26 protein-coding genes and 2 pseudogenes are annotated in these 21663 nt (G+C 70.7%); 10 read left to right on the forward strand and 18 right to left on the reverse strand.

The window, feature by feature from the left end:
• Positions 1 to 1140, forward strand: a pseudogene (locus ABD932_RS43100) (D-alanyl-D-alanine carboxypeptidase); the annotation flags it as partial.
• A gap of 198 nt (positions 1141 to 1338) precedes the next feature.
• A complete protein-coding gene (locus ABD932_RS43105) occupies positions 1339 to 3201 on the forward strand; it encodes an MFS transporter (RefSeq protein ID WP_345021947.1) in 1863 nt (620 codons plus the stop codon).
• Positions 3202 to 3235: 34 nt separating this feature from the next.
• Here ABD932_RS43105 and ABD932_RS43110 read toward each other — a convergent pair whose 3' ends face one another.
• The 3 genes from ABD932_RS43110 to ABD932_RS43120 form a co-directional block, all read right to left on the reverse strand.
• Positions 3236 to 4105 (reverse strand): MerR family transcriptional regulator, encoded by an 870-nt coding sequence (locus tag ABD932_RS43110; RefSeq protein ID WP_345021949.1) that lies wholly within the window; start codon positions 4103 to 4105, stop codon positions 3236 to 3238.
• Between the two features lie 65 nt (positions 4106 to 4170).
• Positions 4171 to 4674: a glutathione peroxidase gene (locus ABD932_RS43115; RefSeq protein WP_345021951.1), complete on the reverse strand. Its 504-nt coding sequence runs from the start codon at positions 4672 to 4674 to the stop codon at positions 4171 to 4173.
• 9 nt (positions 4675 to 4683) lie between these two features.
• A complete protein-coding gene (locus ABD932_RS43120; RefSeq protein WP_345021953.1) occupies positions 4684 to 5667 on the reverse strand; it encodes an ArsR/SmtB family transcription factor in 984 nt (327 codons plus the stop codon).
• Positions 5668 to 5739: 72 nt separating this feature from the next.
• Between ABD932_RS43120 and ABD932_RS43125 the strand changes: the two genes are divergently transcribed.
• Both ABD932_RS43125 and ABD932_RS43130 read left to right on the forward strand, forming a co-directional pair.
• A complete protein-coding gene (locus ABD932_RS43125; protein WP_345021954.1) occupies positions 5740 to 6954 on the forward strand; it encodes an MFS transporter in 1215 nt (404 codons plus the stop codon).
• Positions 6955 to 7049: 95 nt separating this feature from the next.
• The gene (locus ABD932_RS43130; RefSeq protein WP_345021956.1) at positions 7050 to 7877 is read left to right on the forward strand and encodes an SAM-dependent methyltransferase; all 828 of its coding nucleotides are present in this window, start codon (positions 7050 to 7052) and stop codon (positions 7875 to 7877) included.
• A 52-nt stretch (positions 7878 to 7929) separates the two neighbouring features.
• Here the strand turns inward: ABD932_RS43130 and ABD932_RS43135 are convergent, their stop codons facing one another.
• The 3 genes from ABD932_RS43135 to ABD932_RS43145 form a co-directional block, all read right to left on the reverse strand.
• Entirely contained in the window at positions 7930 to 8361 is a 432-nt protein-coding gene (locus ABD932_RS43135; protein ID WP_345021958.1) for an SRPBCC family protein, read from the reverse strand.
• A gap of 127 nt (positions 8362 to 8488) precedes the next feature.
• Entirely contained in the window at positions 8489 to 8929 is a 441-nt protein-coding gene (locus ABD932_RS43140) for a hypothetical protein (RefSeq protein WP_345021960.1), read from the reverse strand.
• A 277-nt stretch (positions 8930 to 9206) separates the two neighbouring features.
• Entirely contained in the window at positions 9207 to 9428 is a 222-nt protein-coding gene (locus tag ABD932_RS43145; protein ID WP_345021961.1) for a CarD family transcriptional regulator, read from the reverse strand.
• Positions 9429 to 9677: 249 nt separating this feature from the next.
• Here ABD932_RS43145 and ABD932_RS43150 point away from each other — a divergent pair, with 249 nt between their 5' ends.
• Positions 9678 to 11018, forward strand: coding sequence for a ferredoxin reductase family protein (locus ABD932_RS43150; RefSeq protein WP_345021962.1), 1341 nt, complete (start codon positions 9678 to 9680; stop codon positions 11016 to 11018).
• Between the two features lie 85 nt (positions 11019 to 11103).
• Here ABD932_RS43150 and ABD932_RS43155 read toward each other — a convergent pair whose 3' ends face one another.
• The gene (locus ABD932_RS43155) at positions 11104 to 11274 is read right to left on the reverse strand and encodes a hypothetical protein (RefSeq protein ID WP_345021963.1); all 171 of its coding nucleotides are present in this window, start codon (positions 11272 to 11274) and stop codon (positions 11104 to 11106) included.
• Positions 11275 to 11311: 37 nt separating this feature from the next.
• Entirely contained in the window at positions 11312 to 11668 is a 357-nt protein-coding gene (locus ABD932_RS43160; protein ID WP_345021965.1) for a PRC-barrel domain-containing protein, read from the reverse strand.
• Positions 11669 to 11827: 159 nt separating this feature from the next.
• Here ABD932_RS43160 and ABD932_RS43165 point away from each other — a divergent pair, with 159 nt between their 5' ends.
• The 3 genes from ABD932_RS43165 to ABD932_RS43175 all read left to right on the forward strand — a co-directional run bounded on the left by ABD932_RS43165 (position 11828) and on the right by ABD932_RS43175 (position 13599).
• Positions 11828 to 12661, forward strand: a complete 834-nt coding sequence (locus ABD932_RS43165; RefSeq protein WP_345021966.1) for a YhjD/YihY/BrkB family envelope integrity protein — start codon at positions 11828 to 11830, stop codon at positions 12659 to 12661.
• 195 nt (positions 12662 to 12856) lie between these two features.
• On the forward strand, positions 12857 to 13141 hold the full coding sequence (locus ABD932_RS43170) for a hypothetical protein (RefSeq protein ID WP_345021968.1): 285 nt from the start codon (positions 12857 to 12859) through the stop codon (positions 13139 to 13141).
• 98 nt (positions 13142 to 13239) lie between these two features.
• Positions 13240 to 13599, forward strand: coding sequence for an ANTAR domain-containing protein (locus tag ABD932_RS43175; RefSeq protein ID WP_345021970.1), 360 nt, complete (start codon positions 13240 to 13242; stop codon positions 13597 to 13599).
• Positions 13600 to 13685: 86 nt separating this feature from the next.
• On the opposite strand, the gene ABD932_RS43180 is transcribed toward ABD932_RS43175, so the two are convergent.
• From ABD932_RS43180 to ABD932_RS43210, 7 genes are all read right to left on the reverse strand, one after another.
• Positions 13686 to 14402 carry a GAF and ANTAR domain-containing protein gene (locus ABD932_RS43180; RefSeq protein WP_345021972.1) on the reverse strand — a complete coding sequence of 239 codons (717 nt, stop codon included), beginning with the start codon at positions 14400 to 14402 and terminating at the stop codon, positions 13686 to 13688.
• 79 nt (positions 14403 to 14481) lie between these two features.
• Positions 14482 to 15171: an ANTAR domain-containing protein gene (locus ABD932_RS43185; RefSeq protein ID WP_345021974.1), complete on the reverse strand. Its 690-nt coding sequence runs from the start codon at positions 15169 to 15171 to the stop codon at positions 14482 to 14484.
• 61 nt (positions 15172 to 15232) lie between these two features.
• Entirely contained in the window at positions 15233 to 15904 is a 672-nt protein-coding gene (locus ABD932_RS43190) for a hypothetical protein (protein WP_345021975.1), read from the reverse strand.
• Entirely contained in the window at positions 15901 to 16095 is a 195-nt protein-coding gene (locus ABD932_RS43195) for a hypothetical protein (protein ID WP_345021977.1), read from the reverse strand. The genes ABD932_RS43190 and ABD932_RS43195 overlap by 4 nt, the downstream gene beginning before the upstream one ends.
• A 335-nt stretch (positions 16096 to 16430) precedes the next feature.
• A complete protein-coding gene (locus ABD932_RS43200; RefSeq protein ID WP_345021979.1) occupies positions 16431 to 16685 on the reverse strand; it encodes a hypothetical protein in 255 nt (84 codons plus the stop codon).
• 10 nt (positions 16686 to 16695) lie between these two features.
• Complete coding sequence (locus ABD932_RS43205; protein ID WP_345021981.1) at positions 16696 to 17400, reverse strand: DUF5994 family protein; 705 nt, start codon at positions 17398 to 17400, stop codon at positions 16696 to 16698.
• A gap of 39 nt (positions 17401 to 17439) precedes the next feature.
• Entirely contained in the window at positions 17440 to 17787 is a 348-nt protein-coding gene (locus ABD932_RS43210; protein WP_345021983.1) for a hypothetical protein, read from the reverse strand.
• Between the two features lie 503 nt (positions 17788 to 18290).
• Between ABD932_RS43210 and ABD932_RS43215 the strand changes: the two genes are divergently transcribed.
• Both ABD932_RS43215 and ABD932_RS43220 read left to right on the forward strand, forming a co-directional pair.
• Entirely contained in the window at positions 18291 to 19292 is a 1002-nt protein-coding gene (locus ABD932_RS43215; RefSeq protein WP_345021985.1) for an acyl-CoA desaturase, read from the forward strand.
• Between the two features lie 65 nt (positions 19293 to 19357).
• Positions 19358 to 19756, forward strand: coding sequence for a DUF5994 family protein (locus ABD932_RS43220; protein ID WP_345021987.1), 399 nt, complete (start codon positions 19358 to 19360; stop codon positions 19754 to 19756).
• Positions 19757 to 19912: 156 nt separating this feature from the next.
• On the opposite strand, the gene ABD932_RS43225 is transcribed toward ABD932_RS43220, so the two are convergent.
• From ABD932_RS43225 to ABD932_RS43235, 3 genes and pseudogenes are all read right to left on the reverse strand, one after another.
• Entirely contained in the window at positions 19913 to 20164 is a 252-nt protein-coding gene (locus tag ABD932_RS43225; RefSeq protein ID WP_345021989.1) for a hypothetical protein, read from the reverse strand.
• Between the two features lie 315 nt (positions 20165 to 20479).
• Complete coding sequence (locus ABD932_RS43230; RefSeq protein ID WP_345021991.1) at positions 20480 to 20878, reverse strand: hypothetical protein; 399 nt, start codon at positions 20876 to 20878, stop codon at positions 20480 to 20482.
• 595 nt (positions 20879 to 21473) lie between these two features.
• Positions 21474 to 21663, reverse strand: a pseudogene (locus ABD932_RS43235) (acyl-CoA desaturase); the annotation flags it as partial.

The following is a 21663-nucleotide window of genomic DNA, read 5'->3' on the forward strand; positions in this document are numbered from 1 at the left end:
CAGGCCGTACGCCCCCTGCCCACCCCCACCCTCGCCCTCACCGCCGAGGAGTCGTACTCCTTCGACGGCAGCAAGGCGTCCCTCCCCTGGCCCGGTGAGGGCCAGGGCTGGATGGACGTCAACGGCATCGGCACGATGGGGAACTTCGGCAAGCAGACCCCGGTCGCGATCGGCTCCGTCGCCAAGGCCATGACCGCGTACGTCGTCCTCAAGGACCACCCGCTGAAGCCGGGCGAGGACGGCGAGAAGATCGAGGTCGACGCCCTGGCGGAGAAGGAGGGCGGCTACGACCAGGACGGCGAGTCCACCCTCAACACCGTCAAGAAGGGCGACACCCTCACCCTGCACGACGCGATCGCGGCCATCATGATTCCGTCCGCGAACAACATCGCCCGCCTGCTGGCCCGTTGGGACGCCGGTACCGAGAAGGCGTTCATCGAGAAGATGAACGCCACCGCCGAGGACCTCGGCATGACCAACACCACGTACACCGACGCCTCGGGACTGAAGGAGAGCACCGTCTCCACCGCCGAGGACCAGGTGAAGCTGGGCAACGAGCTGGTGAAGATGCAGGCGCTGGTGGACATCACCAAGCTGCCCGAGTGGATCGACCCCACCGGCCAGAAGTGGCGCAACTGGAACGCCCTCGTGCCCTACGACGGCGCCATCGGCATCAAGACCGGCACCACCTCCAAGGCCGGCGGCAACCTGCTCTTCGCCGCCACCAAGGAGGTCGGCGGCGAGACGGTCATCGTCGTGGGCGCGATCCTCGGCCAGCACACGGCGCCGATCATCGACACCGTCAACAACGTCAGCCGGACCGCGATGATCGCCGCGCAGGACGCCATGACCTCGGCGAAGATCCTCAAGAAGGGCGACGTCGTCGGATACGTCGACGACGGCCTCGGCGGCCGCACCCCGGTCGTCCTCACCAAGGACGTCACCGCCGTCGGCTGGGCCGGCCTCGAGGTCAAGCTCTCCTTCGACGCCGACGACGTCCCGCACACCGCGAAGGCCGGCACCAAGGTGGGCACGCTCACCGTCGGTGACGGAACGAGCGGCGCGGTCAAGGTTCCGGTGGCCCTGCAGAAGGACCTCGCCGAACCGGGCTTCACGGACAAGCTGACCCGCCTCGCCTGACCCACCGGCAGCCGAACCGCACCCCGCACGCAGCCCGCCGACGCGCCCCGTCGCCGGGCTGCGTGCTAGCGTCACGAAACGGGCAGGTCGTCGCTGACGAGGCACGGCCGCGAAATCCCCGGGGACAGGGCCGACAACACGCGGGAAACGGGACGCGGCCAGAACAGAAGACGGGACAGTACGGGGAGTGCCTCAAAGGTGGCCACTGCGGAGCCGACACGCGCAGACGACGCCGATCCGGGACGGGGAGCCGGTGCGCGAATACGCGTGCCCGCGCCACGCCAGGGAGACGGTGGGAGCCGTCCGGAGAACAGACCGCCGTCCCGTCTGACGGCCGCCGTCCTCGCGCTGCGTGAGCGCCTGCTGAGGCATCCGGTCCTGTCGATCACGGCCCTGGCCGGACTCCTCCACATCATCTGGTTCTTCACGTTCGCAAGCAGCGGCGGCGATCTCGCGGCACAGGACGCCTGGGCCGAGTTCGTCGGCCGGCATCCCGACTCGGCGTACAACCTCGCCTGGTACGGCGGGATGCACCCGGTGTCGTACAGCGTCGTCTCGCCGTATCTGATGTCGGTCCTCGGCGTCCGTACGACGATGATGATCGCGGGGACGATCTCCGCGGGCCTGCTGACGCTGGTGCTCCTGCGCAGCCGTTCGGTGCGCAATCCGCTGTGGGCGGCGCTCGCCGGGGTGTTCGGGCTGATCGCCAACGCGATCTCCGGGCGGGTGACCTTCGCGCTGGGCACGCTGTTCGCGCTGGGCGCGGTCGCCGTCGTGTTCTGCTGGCCGTACCGCTGGCGCTACAAGCGCTGGGCGAAGGCGCTGTGTGCGGCGCCGCTGGCCGCGCTCGCCACCATGTCGTCGCCGGTGGCGGGGCTGTTCGTGGGCTTCGTGGCGGTCGCGCTGTTCCTGCAGAAGCGACGGCCGGGCGCGTGGGCGCTGGGCCTGGCGCCGACCGCCGTCGTCGCCGTGTCCGCGTGGCTGTTCCCCTTCTCCGGCACCCAGCCGATGGTGATCGGCTCGGTGCTCCTGCCGCTGCTGCTCTCGGTCGTGACGTTCCTGATCGTCCCCAAGGAGTGGAAGACGGTCCGGCTGGTGTCGGCGGTCTACGGCCTCGCGGTCATCCTCGTCTGGCTGGTCAGCTCGCAGATCGGCTCGAACATCACCCGGCTCGCGATGCTGTTCGGCGGGACGATGCTGGTGGCGGCGCTGCCGTTCACGGTGCCGCGTTCGCGCAAGTGGTACACGGGTGTGCTGGCGCTGGTCACCTTCGCCGGGTGGATCGGCTACAAGACGGTCGACGACATCGTCCACGCCGCCCCGGAGGCCTCCTGGGCGCGCGAGCTGGCGCCGCTGGTCAACGAGCTCCAGGAGGTCGGCGCCGAGAAGGGCCGGGTGGAGGTCGTGCCCGCCCGCTCCCACCGGGAGGCCTCCGCGCTCGCGCCGTACTTCAATCTGGCCCGCGGCTGGAACCGTCAGGCCGACATGGAGCGCAACCCGCTCTTCTACGACGACACGCTGAACTCCGCGAACTATCACGAGTGGCTCAAGCGCTGGGCCGTGCACTTCGTGGTCCTGCCCAAGGACGAGCCGGACCCCACGGGCGCCGAGCGCGAGCGGGAGCTGCTGCAGCGCGGGATGCCGTATCTGAAGCAGGTGTGGGGCGACGCCAACTGGCAGCTGTTCAAGGTGACCGTTCCGGCGCCGCTCGCCGAGCCGAACGCGGTCGTGGAGCGGGCCGAGCAGGGTGAGATGACGATGCGGGTGAGCAAGCCGGGCCGCGTCCTCATCCGCATTCCCTACTCGCCGTGGCTGAGCATCGTCGACGCCGAGGGCAAGAAGCTCGACCCGCCGCAGGAGACGGAGGCGTCCAAGAACCGTCCCGACGACGAGCCGAACACGTACGACAACGTCAACGGCTGTCTGATGGAGACGGAGGAGGACTCCTTCGGCGACCAGTGGACGATGCTGGTGGCCCCGAAGGCGGGGACCTACCGACTGGCGGCGCCGTACGGGGTGCCGCGGGGGACGCCGTGCCCGGAGGAGCTGCGCCAGGGGTGACACGGGCTCCGGTCCCCGGCGCAGCCCGTCCCGGTCACTTCACCGGGAACGCCACATCACACACGGGATCCTCGGCCCCTGCCGCGTCCCAGTCCGCGAAGTAGACCTCCCGGCACGGGCCGGCCTGCCACAGCCCCTGCTCCGGGATCCACTCCTCGACCGCCTCGAAGGCGGCCAGGATCTGCGGATGGGCCACCTGAGCCTTGGTGATGCGGGTGTAGGCGAGGCGCTGGGCCGACTCCACGCGGACCTTCGTGTTCCGCGCACGGCCCTGCTTCTCGACCCAGGCCCGGGCCGCCGCCTCGTCGGCCACCGGCACGCACGACTCGGCCGGTCCGTCGCTCTCCATCGACACCTCGGCGTGGTACACGACGAACGGCGCCGCCACGATGCCGCCGCACTCCTTCGCCGCCTCCTCCAGGCGTCCCAGCGAGGCGCCGATCCACGCGGGCAGCTCGCCCGCCAGCACATGCCGGGTCTCGGTGATCAGTACCTGCTCGGGCACGTCCACCGTCTCGACCACGAACTTCCCGTTCATCTCGGAGCTCCTCCCCGACAGTCGTCCACGGAGGTACTCGGCGAGCGTCCGCTGCCCCGCCACCCGCGCCTCGACGTCCGCCCAGTACGCGGCGAGCCGATCGGCGGCCGCGGCCCCGTCCGGTGCCTCGACGACCTCGGCGACCCGGGCGAGCGGCATGTCCAGCTGGCGCAGGAGTGCCACGAGGCGGGCGCGTTCGATCTGGTCGGTGCGGTAGTAGCGGTAGCCGCTGAGCTCGTCGACGTGCGCCGGGGACAGCAGCCCCAGGCGGTCGTACAGCCGCAGTGCCTTGGCCGAGAGCCTGGCCCGTGCGGCGAACGAGCCGATGGTGAGCAGTTCGTCGTCCACGACGTCATCCTCCGTCACCGGGCGGCTCTTCCGCCCGGTGCGAAGGAGGTTCGACCCTGCCCCTGGGGCAAGGTCAACGCCGGTCAGGCGAGCGCGCCCTCCACCGCCGAGACGAGCTCCGCCGACTCCGGCTCGGTCTGCGGCGAGAAGCGGGCGACGACCTCGCCGTCGCGGCCGATGAGGAACTTCTCGAAGTTCCAGCGGATGTCACCGCTGTGCCCCTCGCCGTCGGCGAACCCGACCAGGCGCTCGTAGAGCGGGTGCCGGCCCTCCCCGTTCACCTCGACCTTCTCGGTCAGCGGGAAGCTCACGCCGTACGTCGCCGAGCAGAACTCGGCGATCTCCTCGGCGCTGCCGGGCTCCTGGCCGAGGAACTGGTTGCAGGGCACGCCGAGCACGGTGAAGCCGCGCTCCGCGTACTGCTCCTGGAGCTTCTCCAGGCCGGTGTACTGCGGGGTCAGGCCGCACTTGGAAGCCACGTTCACGATGAGCACGGCCTTGCCCGCGTACTGGGAGAGGTCGGCGGCGCCGCCCTGGAGGGAGCCGATCTCGACGGAGAGGGGGGAGTTGCTGTCAGTGGTCGTCATAAGCGGATGCTAACTCCGGTAAGTGTCGGGCCGACGTGAGGCCTCGACGAGTACGGCCCCCGCCGCCGTCCGCTCGTACAGCACCGACCGCCCCGCCCGCCGCCGCTCCACCAGCCCCGCGTCCAGCAGGACGCGCAGATGCCGGCCGACCGAGCCGAGGGCCTGGCCGGTCACGGCGACCAGGTGGCTGGTGCTCATGGGGGAGTCGAGGAGGATGAGCACTCCGGCCCGCGCGGTGCCGAGCAGTGCGCCCAGGCTCGCGGGCACGCTGCGGGCGCCGGGGTCGGCGAGGGCGCCGGAGCAGCCGTAGACGACGGCGTACCGCCTCGGCTCCTCCCAGGTCGCCCAGCCGCGCCCCGCGGTGACCGGGACGAAGACGAGTTCGGCGCCGGAGATCTCGCGGGGCGGCCGCTCGTGCAGGTTCACCTGGAGCCGGTTGTCGCCGAGCCAGCGCGTCTGCCCCGGCGTCAGGGAGTCCAGTACGGCCGCCCAGCCGCCCCGGCTCACCTGCGCGGTCCGGGCGACCACGTCCGCCTCCAGGATCCGCCGCCGACGGTCCCAGTACGGCCGTACGGTCTGCGTCCAGACGTAGGCGAGGAGCGCGGCCGCCCGCTCCGGGAGGTCGTCACGCTCCAGGGCGGCCGGGAGCGGGCCGCGCAGGGAGACGCGGAGGTCGGCCCGTGCCTCGGCGGGGTCGGTCGCCCCGATCTGGGCCAGCGTCTGTTCGAGGGGTGTCCCGTCGCGGGGCAGGGGCGCGAGGAAGTCGGCGATCCAGGACGTGCCCATTCCGGCGCGCACGAGCTGCGCGGTCGCCGGGTCGGCCGCGAGGAGCGCGCGGTAGCCGGGCAGGTGGGCGCGGAGCCAGGTCTCCTCGCCCGGATGGGCTCCGGTGCCCGCGTGCAGCAGCCGCAGGCTCGCGAAGGTCTCGGTGAACGGGCAGACGATGAACCGGCTGCGGACGAGGGTGTCGGCGTTGAGCTGCCACCAGCCCATGACCACCCCCGCAGTTTCGCCGACGGGCGAAACAATAACGATCTCCTCCCGGCCGCTCCGAGACTCCCGTGCATGCGCAGCTACCGCGACCTGTTCCGCACCCCGGAGTTCACCCCGTTCTTCCTCTCCTACGCCGCCTACAACGCGGCCATGACGATCGGCGGTCTGGCGCTCGCCACCCACGTCTACCGGGCCACCGACTCGCCGCTGCTGTCGGCGATGAGCATGTTCGGGCCGCAGCTGGCGCAGGTGCTGGGCGCGACCTTCCTGCTCTCGGGCGCCGACCGGCTGCCCCCTCGTTCGGCGCTGGCCGGGATGGGGCTCGCCTTCGCGGCCGTCACGGCGGTGCTGGCCCTGCCCGGGCTGCCGATCTGGGCGGTCTTCGGCGTCCTGCTCGTGCAGGGCCTGATCGCGACGCTGGGCGGGGGAGTGACCGGGGGGCTGCTGAACGAGATCCTCCCCAAGGACGGTTTCGTGCTGGGGCGTTCGGTGTTCAACATGGCCTCGGGGCTGATGCAGGTCATCGGTTTCGCGACCGGCGGTGCCCTCCTGGCACTCCTGTCCCCGCGCACCTGTCTGCTCCTCGCGGCAGCGCTGTACGCCCTGTCCGCGCTGGGCTACCGGCTGGGCCTGACCGCCCGCCCGCCCCGCGCCTCGGGCCGCCTCTCGGTGGCGGCGACCTGGCGCACGAACGCCTTCCTGTGGTCCTCGCGCCCGCGCCGCCTCACCTACCTGGGCCTGTGGATCCCCAACGGCCTCGTCGTCGGCTGCGATTCCCTGTACGTCTCCTACGCCCCGGAGGCCGCCGGCGCGCTGTTCGCGTGCGGGGCGCTGGGCATGTTCGTCGGCGACGTGATCGTGGGCCGTTTCGTACCGCCCGCCCTGCGCCCCCGGCTGGCCACCCCGCTGCTTCTGCTGCTGGCGACGCCGTATCTGCTCTTCGTGCTGCGGCCGGGGGTGGTCGTGGCGGGCGTGGCCGTGTGCCTCTCCAACGCCGGTTTCGCCGCGAGCCTGGTCCAGATGGAGCGTCTGATGTCCCTCACGCCCGACGACATGGCCGGCCATGCCTTCGGGTTGCGCTCCGCCGGGATGCTCACGATGCAGGGCGTGAGCGCGGCCCTCGCGGGCACGGTGGCCCAACTGACGTCTCCGGCAACCGGGATGACGGCGATGGCGGCCGCGTCGGTCGCGGTGACGCTGGTGCTGGCGGGCTTGGAGCGTCCTTCCCGGTCGGCCAAGAGGGGAGTCGTTCCCACCGACTTGGCGGCCCGGTCGTCGCGAGAATGAGGCGTCAACTCCGTCAACTCCTGCATATGCAGCGGAAGTTGGCCTAGGTTGGTTGCTGATTTGATCACCGTCGCCCACCCCCAGGAGGCCCCACCGTGCCCGACCCCGACACCCCCATCAGCGCCGCCGCTCGGACGCCGGCCCGGATCGACACCTCCACGCCGCACTCGGCCCGCTTCTGGAACTACTTCGTCGGCGGAAAGGACCACTACGAGGTCGACCGGCGGATCGGCGACGAGATCAAGGAGATCTTCCCCGGCCTCATCGACGTGGCCGTCACCAGCCGCCAGTTCTTGGGCCGCGCCGTACGCCATCTGGCCGGCGAGGCGGGCGTACGGCAGTTCCTGGACATCGGCACCGGTCTGCCCACCGCCGACAACACGCACCAGGTGGCCCAGCGCGTCGCGCCCGACGCGCGGATCGTGTACGTCGACAACGACCCCGTCGTGCTGACCCACGCGAGCGCGCTGCTCACCAGCACCCCCGAGGGCATGACGACGTATCTGGACGCCGACCTGTACGACCCCGAGGCCGTCCTGGAGGCCGCCGCGGGCACGCTCGACCTCTCCCGCCCGGTCGCCCTGATGATCCTCAACACGCTTGGCCACGTCGCCGACCACGATCAGGCCTGCGACCTGGTACGCCGCCTCCTGGCCGGCCTCCCCTCGGGCAGCCACCTCGTGATCAGCGACAGCACCGCCACGAGCGAGGGCATGATCGCCGCGTCGGAGGCGTACAACGCGAGCGGCGCCGTGCCGTACCACGTCCGCAGCATCGGCGAGATCGCCGCCTTCTTCGACGGGCTCGACCTGGTGGATCCGGGCATCGTCCAGGTACCCGAGTGGCGCCCCGACGCCCTCGGCCCGGCGGATCCCGCGACGGCGGCGGTCGACGCGTACTGCGGGGTGGGCCGCAAGCCCTGAGCCGCACGGCGCGCTCACCGGCTCGGCCCGGCCCGGCAGGGGCGGCGTTCCCTCACCGCCCTTGTTCGACGTACTCCTTGAACTGCTCCAGATCACCGCGTACGAGCCGCTCGATCGCGTTCGCCTGGGCGAACCCCTTGGGCCCGCCGAAGGTCTCCCGGACCGTGCCCGGGTCGTACTCGACGCGTGCCTGGACCCGGGTGTGGCCCTGGTCGATGGCCAGCAGCGAGAAGGAACCCGCCAGCCGGGGATCACCCGTCGTGCGCCACTCCAGCACGCGTTCCCCCGCCCGGTCCGACACCTCGGCCTCGAACTCCCGAGCCAGCCCGCCCGTCTCGACATCCAGCCGGGCCCGTCCGCCCGCCTCCGTACGGGCCTCGCGCACGCCCGCCAGGAAGCGGGGATAGTTCTCCACCCGGTGCAGGCCGTCCCAGGCCCTGTCGATCGGGACTCCGACATCCACGTGTTCTTCGAGGGTGCTCATGGCCCACCTCCACGTCCGGCTCACGAGACATGCCCCTGTGTTTCCAGTGTGCGCCCGTCGGCGATACGGGTGGGACGCCGCGGGCGCGGCCCGACGTCCTCGCCCGCGCTGCCGCCGGAGGGGAAGATCACCGTCGTCGCGCCCGAGCCCCGCGTCGCCGCGGCCGAGCGTCACCCTCCAGCCCACCGACCCGCGCGAACACCGACCCGCTCTTCGGGCACGCCCACACCGCGGTGCCCTCGACGACCCCGGCCTCCAGGGGATGCGTGTCCGGATGGTCCGGACAGTGCGGCCAGACCGCCGACGCACCCTCGGACCACAGCGCCTCCACCGCCCACTCCTGCACCTGCTCCGCGAGGCTCGCCAGCCGCTCGGCGGGGGTGACGCCCGGCGGCGGGACCGTCAGGCCCAGCCCGCTGCCGTCGGGCGCGTGGAGAATGAGCCCGTCCTCCTCGTCCTCACGCAGACGCGGTCGTACGGCACACTGCGCCCGCACGTCGTGCAGGACCGCTTCGAGCGCCCGGGTGAACTCGTCGTCCGCCACAGCGGGTTCTCCGATCCGCGTCACGCACAGGGGAACACCCCCCGGAGATCACTCCGAGGGGTGTCTCGTTGTCACCTCGACGCGGCGGCGACCCCGTCCGGCGCGTCCTCGAACGCGAAGGTCTCGTCCTCCCCGAAGTCCGGGGCCTGGAAGGGGTTTGTCGCCGGACGCGGCAATGCTGTGGCGGGACAGTTGTGTGCCCCTTCCGGGGCAGAGAACTGCGAGGTCAGGTCGATGAGAGGTCTCCCGTTCGTGCCAGGCGCCGAGGGCCTGGCAGGCCATGACTGGGTACAGCGCGGTGCTACAGCTTGGTCATCTTGGCGTACGGGCTCAGGATGCGCTCTTGCGTCGAGCCGAAATCCACGAGAGCCGCGATCCCGGCCTCGATGCCGATGACCCGGCCGAGACCGTACATGTCGTGGGTGACCTTGTCGCCCACGGCGAAGTGCTTGAGGGGCGCTGTGACCGGCGCCTTGAAGGGGCTGGTGGGCAGATGACGCTTCGGTGCGGCAGGCTTTGTCATTGCCTCCAGTATGCGCCCGCGGGGGCCCCGCTCCCTACGGCCGTCCACATCGACTGTTCGGCACCTCGGAGCGCCACGCCGCCGAACGCACCGAACGCCGTCAGATTCGACGGTTCCGGCATGAACGGATCGGGCCAACTCGCCGTATTCTTACCCGATCGAGGTGCGCATTCGACCGATTCCCTCGGTCTTCATGGGGTTTGGGCATACGGCCGCGAGTACTGCGGCCACGGGGGATGAGAGGCAACCATGGCGGCTACGAGCAACACGGTGCGCAGCGGCACCGTGCTTCCGGTGGATGCGGCGCGCTGGGCGATGTGGACGTTCGTCATCGTCAACGTGGTGATCGTCGAGGCGCTGTTCCTCAGCGCCGGTTCGGGCAAGAACGGGGTGCTCACGGTCGCGAAGTTCTTCGGACTGCACGCGGCCCTGCTGATGCTGTTCCAACTGCTGCTGGTGGCCCGGCTGCCGTGGCTGGACCGCCGTATCGGGATGGACCGGCTCACGGTGTGGCACCGCTGGGTCGGCTTCTCCCTGCTGTGGACCGTCCTCACCCACGCCACGCTGGTGGTGCTCGGCTACGCGACGCTCGACGACGCGTCCATGGGGAAGACGTTCGTCGCCCTGAGCGGGGTGCCGGCCTCCCTGCTGGGCATGCTCGCCGCGGCCGTCGTCCTCGTGGTCGCCGTGACCTCCACCCGATCCCTGCGGCGGCGGCTGCGGTACGAGGTCTGGCACGGACTGCACCTGCTGCTCTACGTGGCCCTGGGCCTGGCGTTCGTCCACCAGCTGCAGGAGACCACGACCTTCACGTCCTCCGCGTTCGCCACGGCCTACTGGTGGATCCTGTGGCTGTTCGCCTTCGGCGCCCTGCTGACCGGGCGGCTCGTCATGCCGCTGTGGCGCAACGCCTACCACCAGTTCCGTGTGGCGGCCGTGGTGCCGGAGTCGGACAACGTGGTCTCCGTGTACGTCACCGGCCGACACCTCGACAAACTCCCCGCCCGCGCGGGCCAGTTCTGCATCTGGCGGTTCCCCGGGCACAACCACTGGTGGCTGGCCAACCCCTTCTCGCTGTCGTCGGCGCCGGGCGGTCAGGGCCTGCGCCTCACGGCGAAGGCGGCCGGCAGCGCCAGCGCCGGCCTGCGGGACGTCCCCGTCGGCAGCCGGGCCTTCGTCGAGGGGCCGTACGGGGCGTTCACCTCGCTGCACCGGACCCGGCCCGGCGTCCTGCTGATCGCCGGCGGCGTGGGGATCACGCCCGTGCGGGCGATGCTGGAGGAGCAGGCGACCGGTGACGTCGTCGTGCTGTACCGCGTTCGCAGCGAGGCCGACGCCGTGCTGCTGAACGAGGTGCGCCACCTGGTCGCCCTCCGGGGCGGGCGCCTGCACCTGCTCACCGGCAGGACCGCCGAGGGCGGCGCCCCGCCGTTCGGCCCGGACAACCTGCACCGGCTGGTCCCCGACGTCACCGAACGCGACGTGTACGTCTGCGGCCCGCCCGCCATGACCGCGGCCGCGCTGTCCGGCCTGCGAGACCTGCGGGTCCCGGCGCGACAGGTGCACGCCGAGAGGTTCGGACTGGCCTGACCGGGAAAAGGGGACGGACATCCGGCTCCGCCCCCGCCCCGGCCTCCCGACGGCTGGGCGTCCACGGAGTGCAGGGTGTCGTTCGTCATCGGATGGGGCGGTGACCGGCGCGCTGGGACCAGCGGACGGCGATGAGGCCCAGCGCGGCCACCAGGATCACGATGCCGATGATCAGCAGGTGGCCCAACCCTTCCGCGGCCACTCCGATGATGCCCAGCACAACGGCGACCAGAAGGAGAAACAGCAAGAGGGCCATGACCCGTACGCCTCCATCGGGGGCTGAGCGCGGGCGATCAGCGGCGCGCGAGTTGCCGCTCGCCGCGTGCGCCCGTCCGGTAGGGCATGTCGTAGTGCTGGAAGATCGCTTCCTCCGACTCGGCGGGCAGGATGTCGTCCATGCCGAGCGAAGGCGCCTTCTTGACCAGCGTCTTGGTGTAGGAGACCTTGACGTAGTCAGGGCCGAGAGTTGCCTCGTCGAGGGGTACGAAGGCCAGGTGGTGGCGGGTGGGGAGCCCGGTGCGGACCGTGGCCATCGCCGGTTCGTCGGTGGTGGTGTCGACGTAGACCGCTTCGAGCACGCCGATCTTGCGGCCCTTCGGGTCGACGACGCTGTGGTTGCGCCACTCGCGGATATCGGCTGAATGGATCATGGCCTGCCTCCTGAGGCGTTGATCCGGGCCGGTACGAGCCGCCCCCTCGGGCAGTCGCAGCCCGCTGAGCCCGGTAGCCCTCTGTTCTTCCAGGTTATCCGCGAATCTCTGCGTCGCGCCCTCGCGCGGTGACCGTATCGACCGTGGTAGTCGACAGGTATGCCGATGAAGCCTTCCGGTGCCGCCGACCGTTCGTCCTGGTTCGGGCAACTGCGCCACGTGATCAGTCGTTCGCCGGTCGGGCGCGGATGGCGGCGGAGCAGGGACATTGAGCTGTGGTCACGTTCGCTGGGCTTTGCCGCGCTGGGGTTTCTCACACTGGTGCCGCTGCTGATCATCGTCTCCTCTGCCGATCCCGAGCACGGGCGGGGGTTCGCGCAGTGGCTGGGGGAGGGGCTTGGCGTGTCGAGGGCCTCCGGGCGGCAGGTCGAGCAGTTGTTCATCCGGCCCGGCCAGGCACTTCGGACCACGACCGCGTTCGGTCTCGCCGCCCTCGCCGTGTTCGGTCTGACCTTCGGGGCGGCGGTGCAGACCGGCTACGAGAAGGTCTGGGACCTGCCCCCGGCCCGCTGGTGGGCCAGATGGCGGCATGTCGTGTGGCTCGGCATCCTCACCGGATACCTCTTCGTCTCCGGCACCACCACGCTGCGCCGCGAACCCCTGGCGGGCGGGGCCGTGGCCTTGCTGAGCGCCGTGCTGTTCCTGTGGTGGTCCCAGCGCCTGCTGCTCGGCGGGCGGATCCGCTGGCGCGCCCTGCTGCCGGGCGCCGTGGCCACCGCGAGCGGGCTGCTCGGCCTGAGGATCTTCTCCCGGCTCGTCTTCTCACCGTTGATCGCGTCCAACGCCGTCACCTACGGCCCCGTCGGAACCGTCCTGGTCATCCAGTCCTGGCTGGTCGGCGTGGGTGTCGTCGTCTTCGGCGGTGCGCTGGTCGGCCGACTGCTGTACGAGGAACTCCCGCGCATGGCACACGCGCTGAAACGGCGTGAGTAGGTTTGCGGCGCCCGCCCGGTGCATGCCGCACGCCAGCCCTCGCAGCAGTTCCCGACAGGTGCCAAGCAGCCGTCTGTGCCGGGCGGGACGCGCTGACCTCGCACGGTATCCACAACCTTTGGACAGGGCTACGCTGTGGGGTGAGGCCCCAGTCCCCGGTATCGACGCCGTATCCAGCTCCCGGGGAGGCCCACCGTGCTCGTCCTGCTCCTCATCCTCATCGCGGCCCTGTTCGGCTTCGGTTTCCTCGATCCCATCTGGTGGGTGGCCGCGGCTGTGCTCGTCTACGCCGCCACCCGCCACGGCCGCGATCGCGGCGGAGGCCGGAGCCGTAGCGGCAGTTCCGATCTCGGGGACTACCGGGACTACCAGGAGCGCCGGAATCGTCAGGAACGCTGGGACCGTCGTTACAGCCGTCAGAACCGGGCGCGTTGGCGGCGCGAGGACCGGCGGGACCGCGAACGCCGCAGGTACCCGTGAAGTGGCCGGGTGGCCACGGGCTCCGGTACGGCTGTTGCCAGGGCCGGACACGTCGAGATCGTCGAGAGCGGAGCTGACCGCCCTGTGAGGTACGGGCCATGCACCAGGTGACTACACCCCGTGGAGAACAGCGGTGGTCGAGAGCTGCGCCTTCGGCGGAGGACGCGGCGTTGCTGGCCGAGGTCCACGAACTACGCGTCACAAACGAGCAGTTGAGGCAGGCGCTGGCCAGTCATGCGGTGATCGACCAGGCGCGGGGCATGGTGATGGCCCTGGCGCCGTGTTCCAGCGACATGGCCTGGGACCTGCTGGTGGAGGTGTCGCAGCACTGCAACATCAAGCTCCGGGACGTGGCCGCGGCCCTGGTCGCCACGACGAAGGGCCGGTCGCTCCCCGAACCGATGCAGTCCGAGCTGCGCCGAGCACTGAGGCGCCTCCATCCGGCGGACCGGAGGTGACAACGCGGCGCTCCGCCCGAGGTTGCGGGCACGGGGCGGTGTGGGCCGTTCCCTGTCACCTGTAGCGAGCCACGGCAAGGGCGTGGTCAGGACCCCAGACCGGTGAGGGGTTCGGAGCTGTCGATGAGGGCGCGGGCCACATCGGCCAGGCGCCGGTTGTGGGCGCGGGCGTACCCGCGCAGCGCGGTGAACGCCTGTTCCATGTCGATGCCCTGGCGTTCGGCGAGCTTCCCCTTGGCCTGTTCGATCAGTACCCGGCTGTTCAGCGCCGTCTGCAGCTGTTCGTTGAGCACCGTGCTGCGCTCAGCGGTGCGTTGTTGCAGCAGGCTGATGGTGGCGACGTCGGCCAGGGCCTGGGCGACGGGTGTGGCGGCCGGGTCGAAGGGGTCGGGGGAGGTGTGGAAGAGGTTCAGGGCGCCGACGATCTCGTCCCGCAGACGCATGGGCAGGGCCTGGACCGCCCCGAACCCGCTGCGCCGGGCCGCCACCGAGAAGCGCGGCCAGCGGGCCGTCGCCGTGCCGAGATCGGGGACGATCACCGGTACGCCGGTGCGGAAGCACTCGAGGCAGGGGCCCTCGTCGTTCTGGAGCTGGAAGAGCTCCAGCAGGCGCACCCGTTCGTCGGAGGCGGCCATGACGCGGAGTTTGCCGTCCCGGTCGGCGAGCAGCACCCCGGCGGCGCTCGCATCGAGCATGCCGACGCAGCGGTCGGTCAGCAGGCGCAGAAAATCGATGATGTCGAAGTCGGCGACCAGATTGTCGGCCAGCTCGACGAAGGTCTTGGCCAGAAGCTGTTGGTCCATCGTAGGCACCCTCGATTGAGACTAGTCCCTGCCGGAAGAGGCGGGAAGGACGGCACGTTCCTCGGCCGGGACCCATACGTCAGGTTCCCTCCTCGTCCTGGTCCGGCTCCGCGTCCGGGGAGAAACGAAGCCGTCGGGCCACCACGTCGGCGGCCACGTCCGCGAGCCGGCGGCCCTGCGCATAGGCGTGGGCGCGGAGTCGGGCGAAGGCTTCTTCGATGCCGACGCCGAGCTGAACCGTGAGTATCCCGCTGGCCTGGTCGATCTCCGCCCGGTAGGCGCCCAGGTCCTCGAAGCCGCGGTCCGGCGTCGGCCCGCCGGTCGGCGCGCCCGTCTCGTCGATCCTCGTGTCGAGCAGGAGCAGCGTCGCGAGATCGGCGAACGCCAGTGCGTCGGCCAGGTCCTCCGTGTCCAGTACGGTCGGAATGTTGGCGTACAGGTCCAGAACGCCCGGGCTGATCGCCCCCTTCTGCAGGGGGAGCGAGAACACCGCGCGGGCTCCGGCTTCCAGGGCCGCATCGGCGAACACCGCCCAGTGGTCCTGAAGTTCAGTGGTGCGCAGATCGGACGTCAGGACGGCCGAGCCGCGTACAAAGGCGTCCACGCAGGGCCCCTCGCCCAGCGTGAGCTGGAGCTCTTCCAGTCGCTCGCTGATGTCGTCGGTGCTGCACAACGGATGGCTCGCCGCGGTCCGCGACATCGCCGACAGCCCGGCCCCGCCGACCGGCAGCGCGGCCACGGCCGCGGTGCACACGTCCACCACACTCACCCGGGCACCTCGTCGGACCGCCTGCTCGGCCACCAGCATCCGAATGCGGGTCGACCGCCTGTCAGGCCCCACGGGGGCCACCGTCTCCAGGCATCGTGAGAAGTCCCTCCAGCCTCGCCGTGGTGCGTTCCCCGAGGGGAAGTACCAGCACGCGGAACGTGGGGGCTCCCGTGGGCCTGCGGAGCTCTCCGACGTCCAGCCACCCCGAGGAGCGGAGCGCAGCGAGGGCCTGGCGATCGGCCCGGTCCACCAGCGTGGCACCGAGCGATGCCTGATGGTCGGTCAGCAGCCGCTCCTGCACACGACGGGCGAGTTCCCGGTCCCGCGGGTGCGGCCGGATCAGAATGTCGGCGAACGCGAAGACGTTGCCGGACACGGTGAGTTGCTCGATGCCGCGCGGCAATGCTCCGTCGAAGCCGAGCCACCAGGAGCCGTCGCCGCGTACCGGGGATCCGTAGGCGCAGCCCATCAGGCTGTCCGTCTCGGCGATCACCATGGCGAATTCCGGTCGGCGCATGTCCGCGGTGAGGCGGTTCAGGAAGTTCTGGCGGCTGGGACGGCGGTACGGATCACCCGGCGGCGTCGCGCGGGACACCGCGTACAGCCCCGCCAGATCCTCACGCAGGCCCTCCACCAGCCAACGGCTCAGCCGACGTAACCGCACCGGAGCCCCGGTGGGCGGCTCGCCGTTCCCCGGCTTCCGTGACTGTCCCCGCCCAGGTTCGGCCGTCATCGCACATCGCCCGAGAGAACAGGCGCAGGCGGGACGGGCCGGTGCGGCGGGGCTGGACGGGGCGCGGTCGGGGTGTCGTTGCAGTCGCAGCAGGCGACGGGTGTGAGGTCGACGTCGATCTCACCGGACAGGGTGATCAGCGCCTGTTTCCTTCGGTCATGGCGGTAGGCGGTGAGCTGTGGCAGGGGCATGAAGCCTCGGTTCGCAGGGCCATCCGGCAGCCGGCACCGTGGGCCGGAGTTCCGGCCCCGTGGGCGTGCTCCCGGCAGGGGCGTACTTTCGGCGGAGGCGGAGCAGTGGCCGGTCCGACAGCCTGCGCAGCAGACCGGAGGACCCACCCGGTTCCCTCCAGGGATGCGCCTGGTGACAGACGAGGAGTCCGCACCGGGCAGCCATCTGTGTTCAGTAACAGCGTGCCGCCGGGGTCTGGGACGTCTGCACAGCAGCGTAGTCCTCGCGCGGTCTGCGGGGACGGGTGGTGCAGCTCACCGGCCAGAGTGATCAGTGCTCGCCTGCCCGGGTCGCCTCACCTGTGGTGAGGGGTACGGCTGCGGCGGCGGCCCTCGTCGCGGTGGTCCCGCCGTTCGCCGGTGGTCGGCGACTCGGACCGGTCCGATCCCACCGGGGGCTGCGGTGTGCCGTGGCCAAGGCGGCCGGGCCGGGTGGCGCTGTACCGGCGCACGGCGATTCTGTCGGCGTGCTGGATGTTGAGCCGGTGGATGACGTATGCCGCCGCCGCGATGAGAACCATGAAGGCGACGACTGTCAGGAAGGTGTTCATTGCGGCCACCTCACAGACCGATGATCAGGCGGCCGGCCCGGTCGGGCGGACCGGTCTGTTCCGGAACGGCCGCGGACATGGCGGAGGCGCCGCCCTCGTACTCCCATGGCTCGTCCGGGTCCAGTGGCTCGTCGGTCGCGGAGACGCCGTGCCGGGCCTCGTCCGCGGCGATGAGCGCGCTCGCGGTCAGCGGCGGGCCGTCGTAGTCGGACGCGGCAGCCATCAGCCGGGCCGCCGACTCCGCGCCGGTCTCGGGCGGGATGACCAGCAGGTCCCAGCGCCCGGTGCCGTAGGAGAGCAGCAGCAGCTTGTGCGGGTCGATTTCCGGGGTGAACCAGCCGACCTTGACGATGTGGCCGTCCACGGGAACCTTGCGGGGGATGACCGGCCAGTGCTCCGGGTTGACGGCGACGCGCGTGATGCGGCCCCACAAGGGGTCCAACACCTCGGTCAGTGCCGGCAGCTCGCTCAGCAGGTCCCGGGAGCGGGGCCACCAGGCACCGTCCAGGAGTCCACGGGAGGTGCCGTCGGTCTTCAGGGCGAGACGCGCGGCCGGGGCTGCGACGGGCTCGGGGTGCGGCAGGGGTGGAAGCAAGGTCGCCGACATGATGCGGACCCGTCTCCGGGCCGCCTTCGCGGCGGCCCGGGTTTCATCTTTCGCCAAGAACGACCCGGCGTGGAAGCCGGTGTGCGAAATGCCCTCGGTACTGTTCACACTACTCCGCGCTCCGCCGCGGCGCGGAGAAGTGGCCGCCTAGATGTGGAGCAGTCGCTGGGTGATCTCCCGGTACTGCCTCAGCGCGAGCCGGAGTCGGTCGGACTGTGTCCCGGGATCCCCGTCCTGCCACCCTGCGTGCAGGACACGCCGCCGCTCCGCGAGGGCGCTCACGAGCTGCGCGGTGGCTTCGTCATAGGCGCTCTCGGCCTCTTCCAGCGCCTCGCGCGGGGCGTCGGCGAAGGTGTTGAGGGCGTGCCGGAGGCGCAGGACGATCTTGTCCCGTTCGTCCGACGGGAGCAGCGGCTCCGGGCCCGGGGTACGGCGCTCCGCGGGACCCCGGGTCTGCCCCGCGGGCTGCTGGGCGCGTGTCTGGTCGTACATCATCGAGGGCCGCTTCCGTCCCGCCTGAGGGCGCCCCTGACTTTCTCGACGCCCTGTTTGAGGCTGCCGGAAACCCGGTCAGCCCTGCCTCGGCGCTGCAGTCGCCTGTTGCGGGTGACCCGGCCGAGCTCTTCCGTGATCCTGCCCTTCATCGTCTGCGCCTTGTTCCTGACGGTCCGCGAAACGGTCATGGCCAGCCTCACTGTTGTCCGGTGGATGAGTTCCCGCGGGGTCTGGGCGAGGCGGGAAGGCGGAATGCTTCGCCGTGTGTTCCGGAGTGGCATGGCCCTGCACCGTGCTGCCAGTCAACGTCCGCCGACCGTCCGTGTCAACGTGGTGGCCACGCGACCCGGCGCGCCTCGTCCCGGAGCGTGCGGGAGTACGGTGGAGGAAGCGAGGGCTCTTCGTATGCCGGTGTCCGAACCGGCCCCGTCCTCGCGCCTCCCCTCACATGGGCAGCCCGTGACCCCGGCCGCGCCATCCGCATCCAGGCCGAGGAGCCAGGCATGCCACACGGTCCGAGCACGTCCACGACGGTCACACCGTCGGACCCCGCCCCGTCGCCCCAGGGCTACGACGGGACGTCTCCCTTCCCGCCGGACGGCCCGGCGCCCGCGCGTGAGGGCGGTGAGCGGCTGTACGTCACGGTGACGGCGATGATCGTCGCCCTGCCGTTCGTGGCGATCGGCCTCGCCGGCTGGCTGCTGTGGGGGAGGCTCATCAGTCCCGCCGACATCGTGATCGCCCTCGTCCTGTACACGATCACGGGTCTCGGCGTCACGGTCGGATTCCACCGCGGCCTCACCCACGGCGGCTACCGGGCCGTCCGCCCCGTGCGCATCGCGCTCGCGGTGGCAGGGTCGATGAGTTTCCAGGGCGACGTCATCGGCTGGGTCGCGACCCACCGCCGCCACCACGCGTTCACCGACCGGCCGGGGGACCCGCACTCCCCGTACCGCTACGGCACGCATCTGCGCGGCCAGTTGCGCGGGCTGCTGCACGCACACGTCGGCTGGCTGTTCCGCAACGACCGTACGCCGCCGCAGCGTTATGCCCCCGACCTGCTCGCCGACCGCGACATCCGCGCGATCGCCCGCGCCTTCCCGGCGCTGTGTGTCCTCACGCTCGCCCTGCCGTTCGCGGTGGGCTGGGCCATCGGCGGTACGTGGCTGTACGGCGTAACCGCCCTGCTGTGGGCGGGACTTGTGCGCATCGCGCTGCTGCATCACGTCACCTGGAGCGTGAACTCGCTCTGTCACCTGATCGGTGAGCGTCCGTTCCGCACCCGGCGCCACGACCGGGCCACCAATCTGTGGCCCCTCGCCCTGCTCTCGTTCGGCGAGAGCTGGCACAACCTCCACCACGCCGACCCCACCAGCGCCCGCCACGGCGTCGACCGCGGCCAGCTCGACCCCTCCGCCGCCGTCATCCGGCTCCTCGAACGCCTCGGCTGGGTGCACGACGTGCGCTGGCCGACTGCCGAGCGGGTCGTGGCCCGTCGCGCCTGACGCCGACCACACGCCTCCCTCTCTCCCACCTCCGCGGCACGGCACGGCAGTCGACAGGAGCCTTCATGACCACCGCACTGCAACCCCCGCTTCCCTCCCACCCCCTCCTGCGCATGCGCCTGGCCCCCCACGGCGGCATGCCCCGGCCCATCGACGGAGCGTGGTGGCCCCGCTCGTACGACCTGCTCGCCGAACTCCCCCAGCTGCTCGCTGGATTGCCGCGCGCGTGGGGTCACATCACCAGCGTCACCGTCCACGGGGCGACGTGGTCCGCGGTGCCCGGCCGGATGCTCGTCCTCGACCAGGCCGTACGACTGCACAGGACCGTGGCGGTGTCCGCCCCGCACACGATCGTCCTGCTCGCCCCCGGCCGGGGGCGCTGGGACCTGCTGGTCGTGCCTCCGGATACGACCGAGGAGGCCGCGGAACCGCTCATGGCGGCCGCCGCAGCCGATCCCGTGTGACGGGACCCGTCAAGCACTGCTCGGCCTGCGTGGGGATCCGGCTCAGAGGTGAACCAACCGACCTTCATCACATGGTCGTTGACGAAGCTCCTGGGCGGGAGGATCGGCCGGTGGCGGGGGTTGACCGCGATACGGGTGATCCTCCTGGACGTCGGCTCACTTACGTCGGCGGTCGTCCTCCGAGGAGCGGCTGGTCTCCAGCCAGGACCGCGCCGGTTCTGCCGGGCGGGTGGTGTCCACGGTGAGCTGGAGGCAGGTCCCTCCCTCAGTGCCCGCGGGATAGCTGCGCTGCTCGGTGGCGGCGAAGCAGCGGCGGAGAACCTCCGCGACGCGACGGGCGACCTCGGGGGAGGCGGCGACGACGCGTACCTCGGCGTGCCCGTCCGGGGGTGTTTCCATGGGCTGCATGGCGACCTCGTTGTCGGGAACAAATCAGCAGACCGGATCTTTCACTTTACTCCGGCATACCTCGTAGTCCTCGGGTGCGACCGGCGGGCTTCCCGGCCGCCGCGTGCCACGGAGTACCGTCGAACGAGGAAGCCCTCCGAGAACACCGTGCCCGAAGCGGGGCCCGAGCCCGACGACGACGCACCGCTCACGCAGACGGCCCCGGACGAGGAGTCCGAGGTCCGTTCCGCGCGGTCCGTGAGACGGCCAACGGCCAACCGGTCCCTTGGGGCAGGAGATAGGGGCCCCGGGTCCCGGCGCCGGGGCCCATGCGAGCTACTTGCCGAGGACGACGGTGTTGTTGCAGCCCTGGCTCGAGCCAAGGCTGGTGGTCTGCGAGCCGGGCGAGCCCGTGCCGTTGGACCGGTTGCCCTGCAGGCCGTTCTGGAACCCGTACTGGCCCTGCACGTCGATGTTCTCCTCGACCGTGCTGCATGTGGTGCTCTGGCTGATGAGGAGCGTCTGGCTCTCCTGCTTCTTGCTCTCTTTACCTTGGTGCTTGTGCCCGTGTCCGTGCTTCTTTCCGTGCTTCTTTCCGTGCTTCTGTCCGTGCTTCTGCCCGTGCTTTTGCCCGTGTTCGTGTCCGTGCCCGTCGGCGTAGGCGGTGCCGGCGCCGAGGAAGCCGAGGGCGCTGAGGAGGACGGCCACGACAGCGGTCTTGCGAGGCTTGCGCATGTCTTCTCCGAGCGTTGAAGCGGACGCGTATGCGTACGCGATCCGCCACGTCATAAGGTGACGAGAGGTTAATGCGCAGATATCCGATATCTGCTCGTCGGCACGCCGGATCGTATGACCAACGGGCAAGGGTGTCGGCCCCGCGACCGGCCCAAGTTCCCTGTACGGAAAAGGCGTTGCGAAACCGAATGCGGGCGTAGGCGCTCCGCGCAGAACCACCCGTGTGGCCGCGCCATGAGCGTGAGGCGGCCCGGGCTCTTCGCCGTTGACGCAGGGCGCAGAAGAAACTCCCGTGCATCGTCGACGAGTTCGTCTCACGACGGCGCATCTCGACGATGTCAGGCGCCGCGTTCGGCGGGAGATGATCTCCGACAGCGTGGCTCAGGTCAGAGCGGTAACGCGATGTGTCCGGCAGGATTCGAACCCGCCGAACCCGCCGAACCCGCCGAACCCGCTTTGGGAGTTTCCCCTCGGTAGGGCCCTGACCTGCTGAAATATCACTCAACGGGTGCCTGGCCCGGGGAAACAGCCCTCCGTGGTTCTCACGTGTTCACGGGGTTCCCGGGCTGCCGCCCCTGATGGCTGCGGCACGTCTCTAGGCAGGGACGCGGGCATGCCGGAGTGGTGCTCCGGCCTGATGGAGACTTGCGAGGGCCAGCCGGTAGGAGGTGATCAGCCCGGTCTCCACGTAGTCCAGACCCAGTTCCTGGCAGTGGCGTCGCACGATGGTGCGGGCCTTGGGCAGGTTGGGGCTGGGCATGCTGGGAAACAGGTGGTGTTCGATC

The organism is Streptomyces shaanxiensis, assembly GCF_039537145.1.
GTDB lineage: Bacteria > Actinomycetota > Actinomycetes > Streptomycetales > Streptomycetaceae > Streptomyces > Streptomyces shaanxiensis.

Excerpts from the sequence above, each read along its gene's own strand:
- ABD932_RS43220 (WP_345021987.1), top strand. The coding sequence starts at position 19,358 with ATGACCACCGCACTGCAACCCCCGCTTCCCTCCCACCCCCTCCTGCGC.
- ABD932_RS43165 (WP_345021966.1), top strand. The coding sequence starts at position 11,828 with ATGCCGATGAAGCCTTCCGGTGCCGCCGACCGTTCGTCCTGGTTCGGG.
- ABD932_RS43160 (WP_345021965.1), bottom strand. The coding sequence starts at position 11,668 with ATGATCCATTCAGCCGATATCCGCGAGTGGCGCAACCACAGCGTCGTC.
- ABD932_RS43230 (WP_345021991.1), bottom strand. The coding sequence starts at position 20,878 with ATGCGCAAGCCTCGCAAGACCGCTGTCGTGGCCGTCCTCCTCAGCGCC.
- ABD932_RS43145 (WP_345021961.1), bottom strand. The coding sequence starts at position 9,428 with ATGACAAAGCCTGCCGCACCGAAGCGTCATCTGCCCACCAGCCCCTTC.
- ABD932_RS43120 (WP_345021953.1), bottom strand. The coding sequence starts at position 5,667 with ATGGGCTGGTGGCAGCTCAACGCCGACACCCTCGTCCGCAGCCGGTTC.
- ABD932_RS43190 (WP_345021975.1), bottom strand. The coding sequence starts at position 15,904 with ATGACGGCCGAACCTGGGCGGGGACAGTCACGGAAGCCGGGGAACGGC.
- ABD932_RS43195 (WP_345021977.1), bottom strand. The coding sequence starts at position 16,095 with ATGCCCCTGCCACAGCTCACCGCCTACCGCCATGACCGAAGGAAACAG.
- ABD932_RS43150 (WP_345021962.1), top strand. The coding sequence starts at position 9,678 with ATGGCGGCTACGAGCAACACGGTGCGCAGCGGCACCGTGCTTCCGGTG.
- ABD932_RS43115 (WP_345021951.1), bottom strand. The coding sequence starts at position 4,674 with ATGACGACCACTGACAGCAACTCCCCCCTCTCCGTCGAGATCGGCTCC.
- ABD932_RS43210 (WP_345021983.1), bottom strand. The coding sequence starts at position 17,787 with ATGATGTACGACCAGACACGCGCCCAGCAGCCCGCGGGGCAGACCCGG.
- ABD932_RS43215 (WP_345021985.1), top strand. The coding sequence starts at position 18,291 with ATGCCACACGGTCCGAGCACGTCCACGACGGTCACACCGTCGGACCCC.
- ABD932_RS43200 (WP_345021979.1), bottom strand. The coding sequence starts at position 16,685 with ATGAACACCTTCCTGACAGTCGTCGCCTTCATGGTTCTCATCGCGGCG.
- ABD932_RS43155 (WP_345021963.1), bottom strand. The coding sequence starts at position 11,274 with ATGGCCCTCTTGCTGTTTCTCCTTCTGGTCGCCGTTGTGCTGGGCATC.
- ABD932_RS43135 (WP_345021958.1), bottom strand. The coding sequence starts at position 8,361 with ATGAGCACCCTCGAAGAACACGTGGATGTCGGAGTCCCGATCGACAGG.
- ABD932_RS43225 (WP_345021989.1), bottom strand. The coding sequence starts at position 20,164 with ATGCAGCCCATGGAAACACCCCCGGACGGGCACGCCGAGGTACGCGTC.
- ABD932_RS43180 (WP_345021972.1), bottom strand. The coding sequence starts at position 14,402 with ATGGACCAACAGCTTCTGGCCAAGACCTTCGTCGAGCTGGCCGACAAT.
- ABD932_RS43125 (WP_345021954.1), top strand. The coding sequence starts at position 5,740 with ATGCGCAGCTACCGCGACCTGTTCCGCACCCCGGAGTTCACCCCGTTC.
- ABD932_RS43175 (WP_345021970.1), top strand. The coding sequence starts at position 13,240 with ATGCACCAGGTGACTACACCCCGTGGAGAACAGCGGTGGTCGAGAGCT.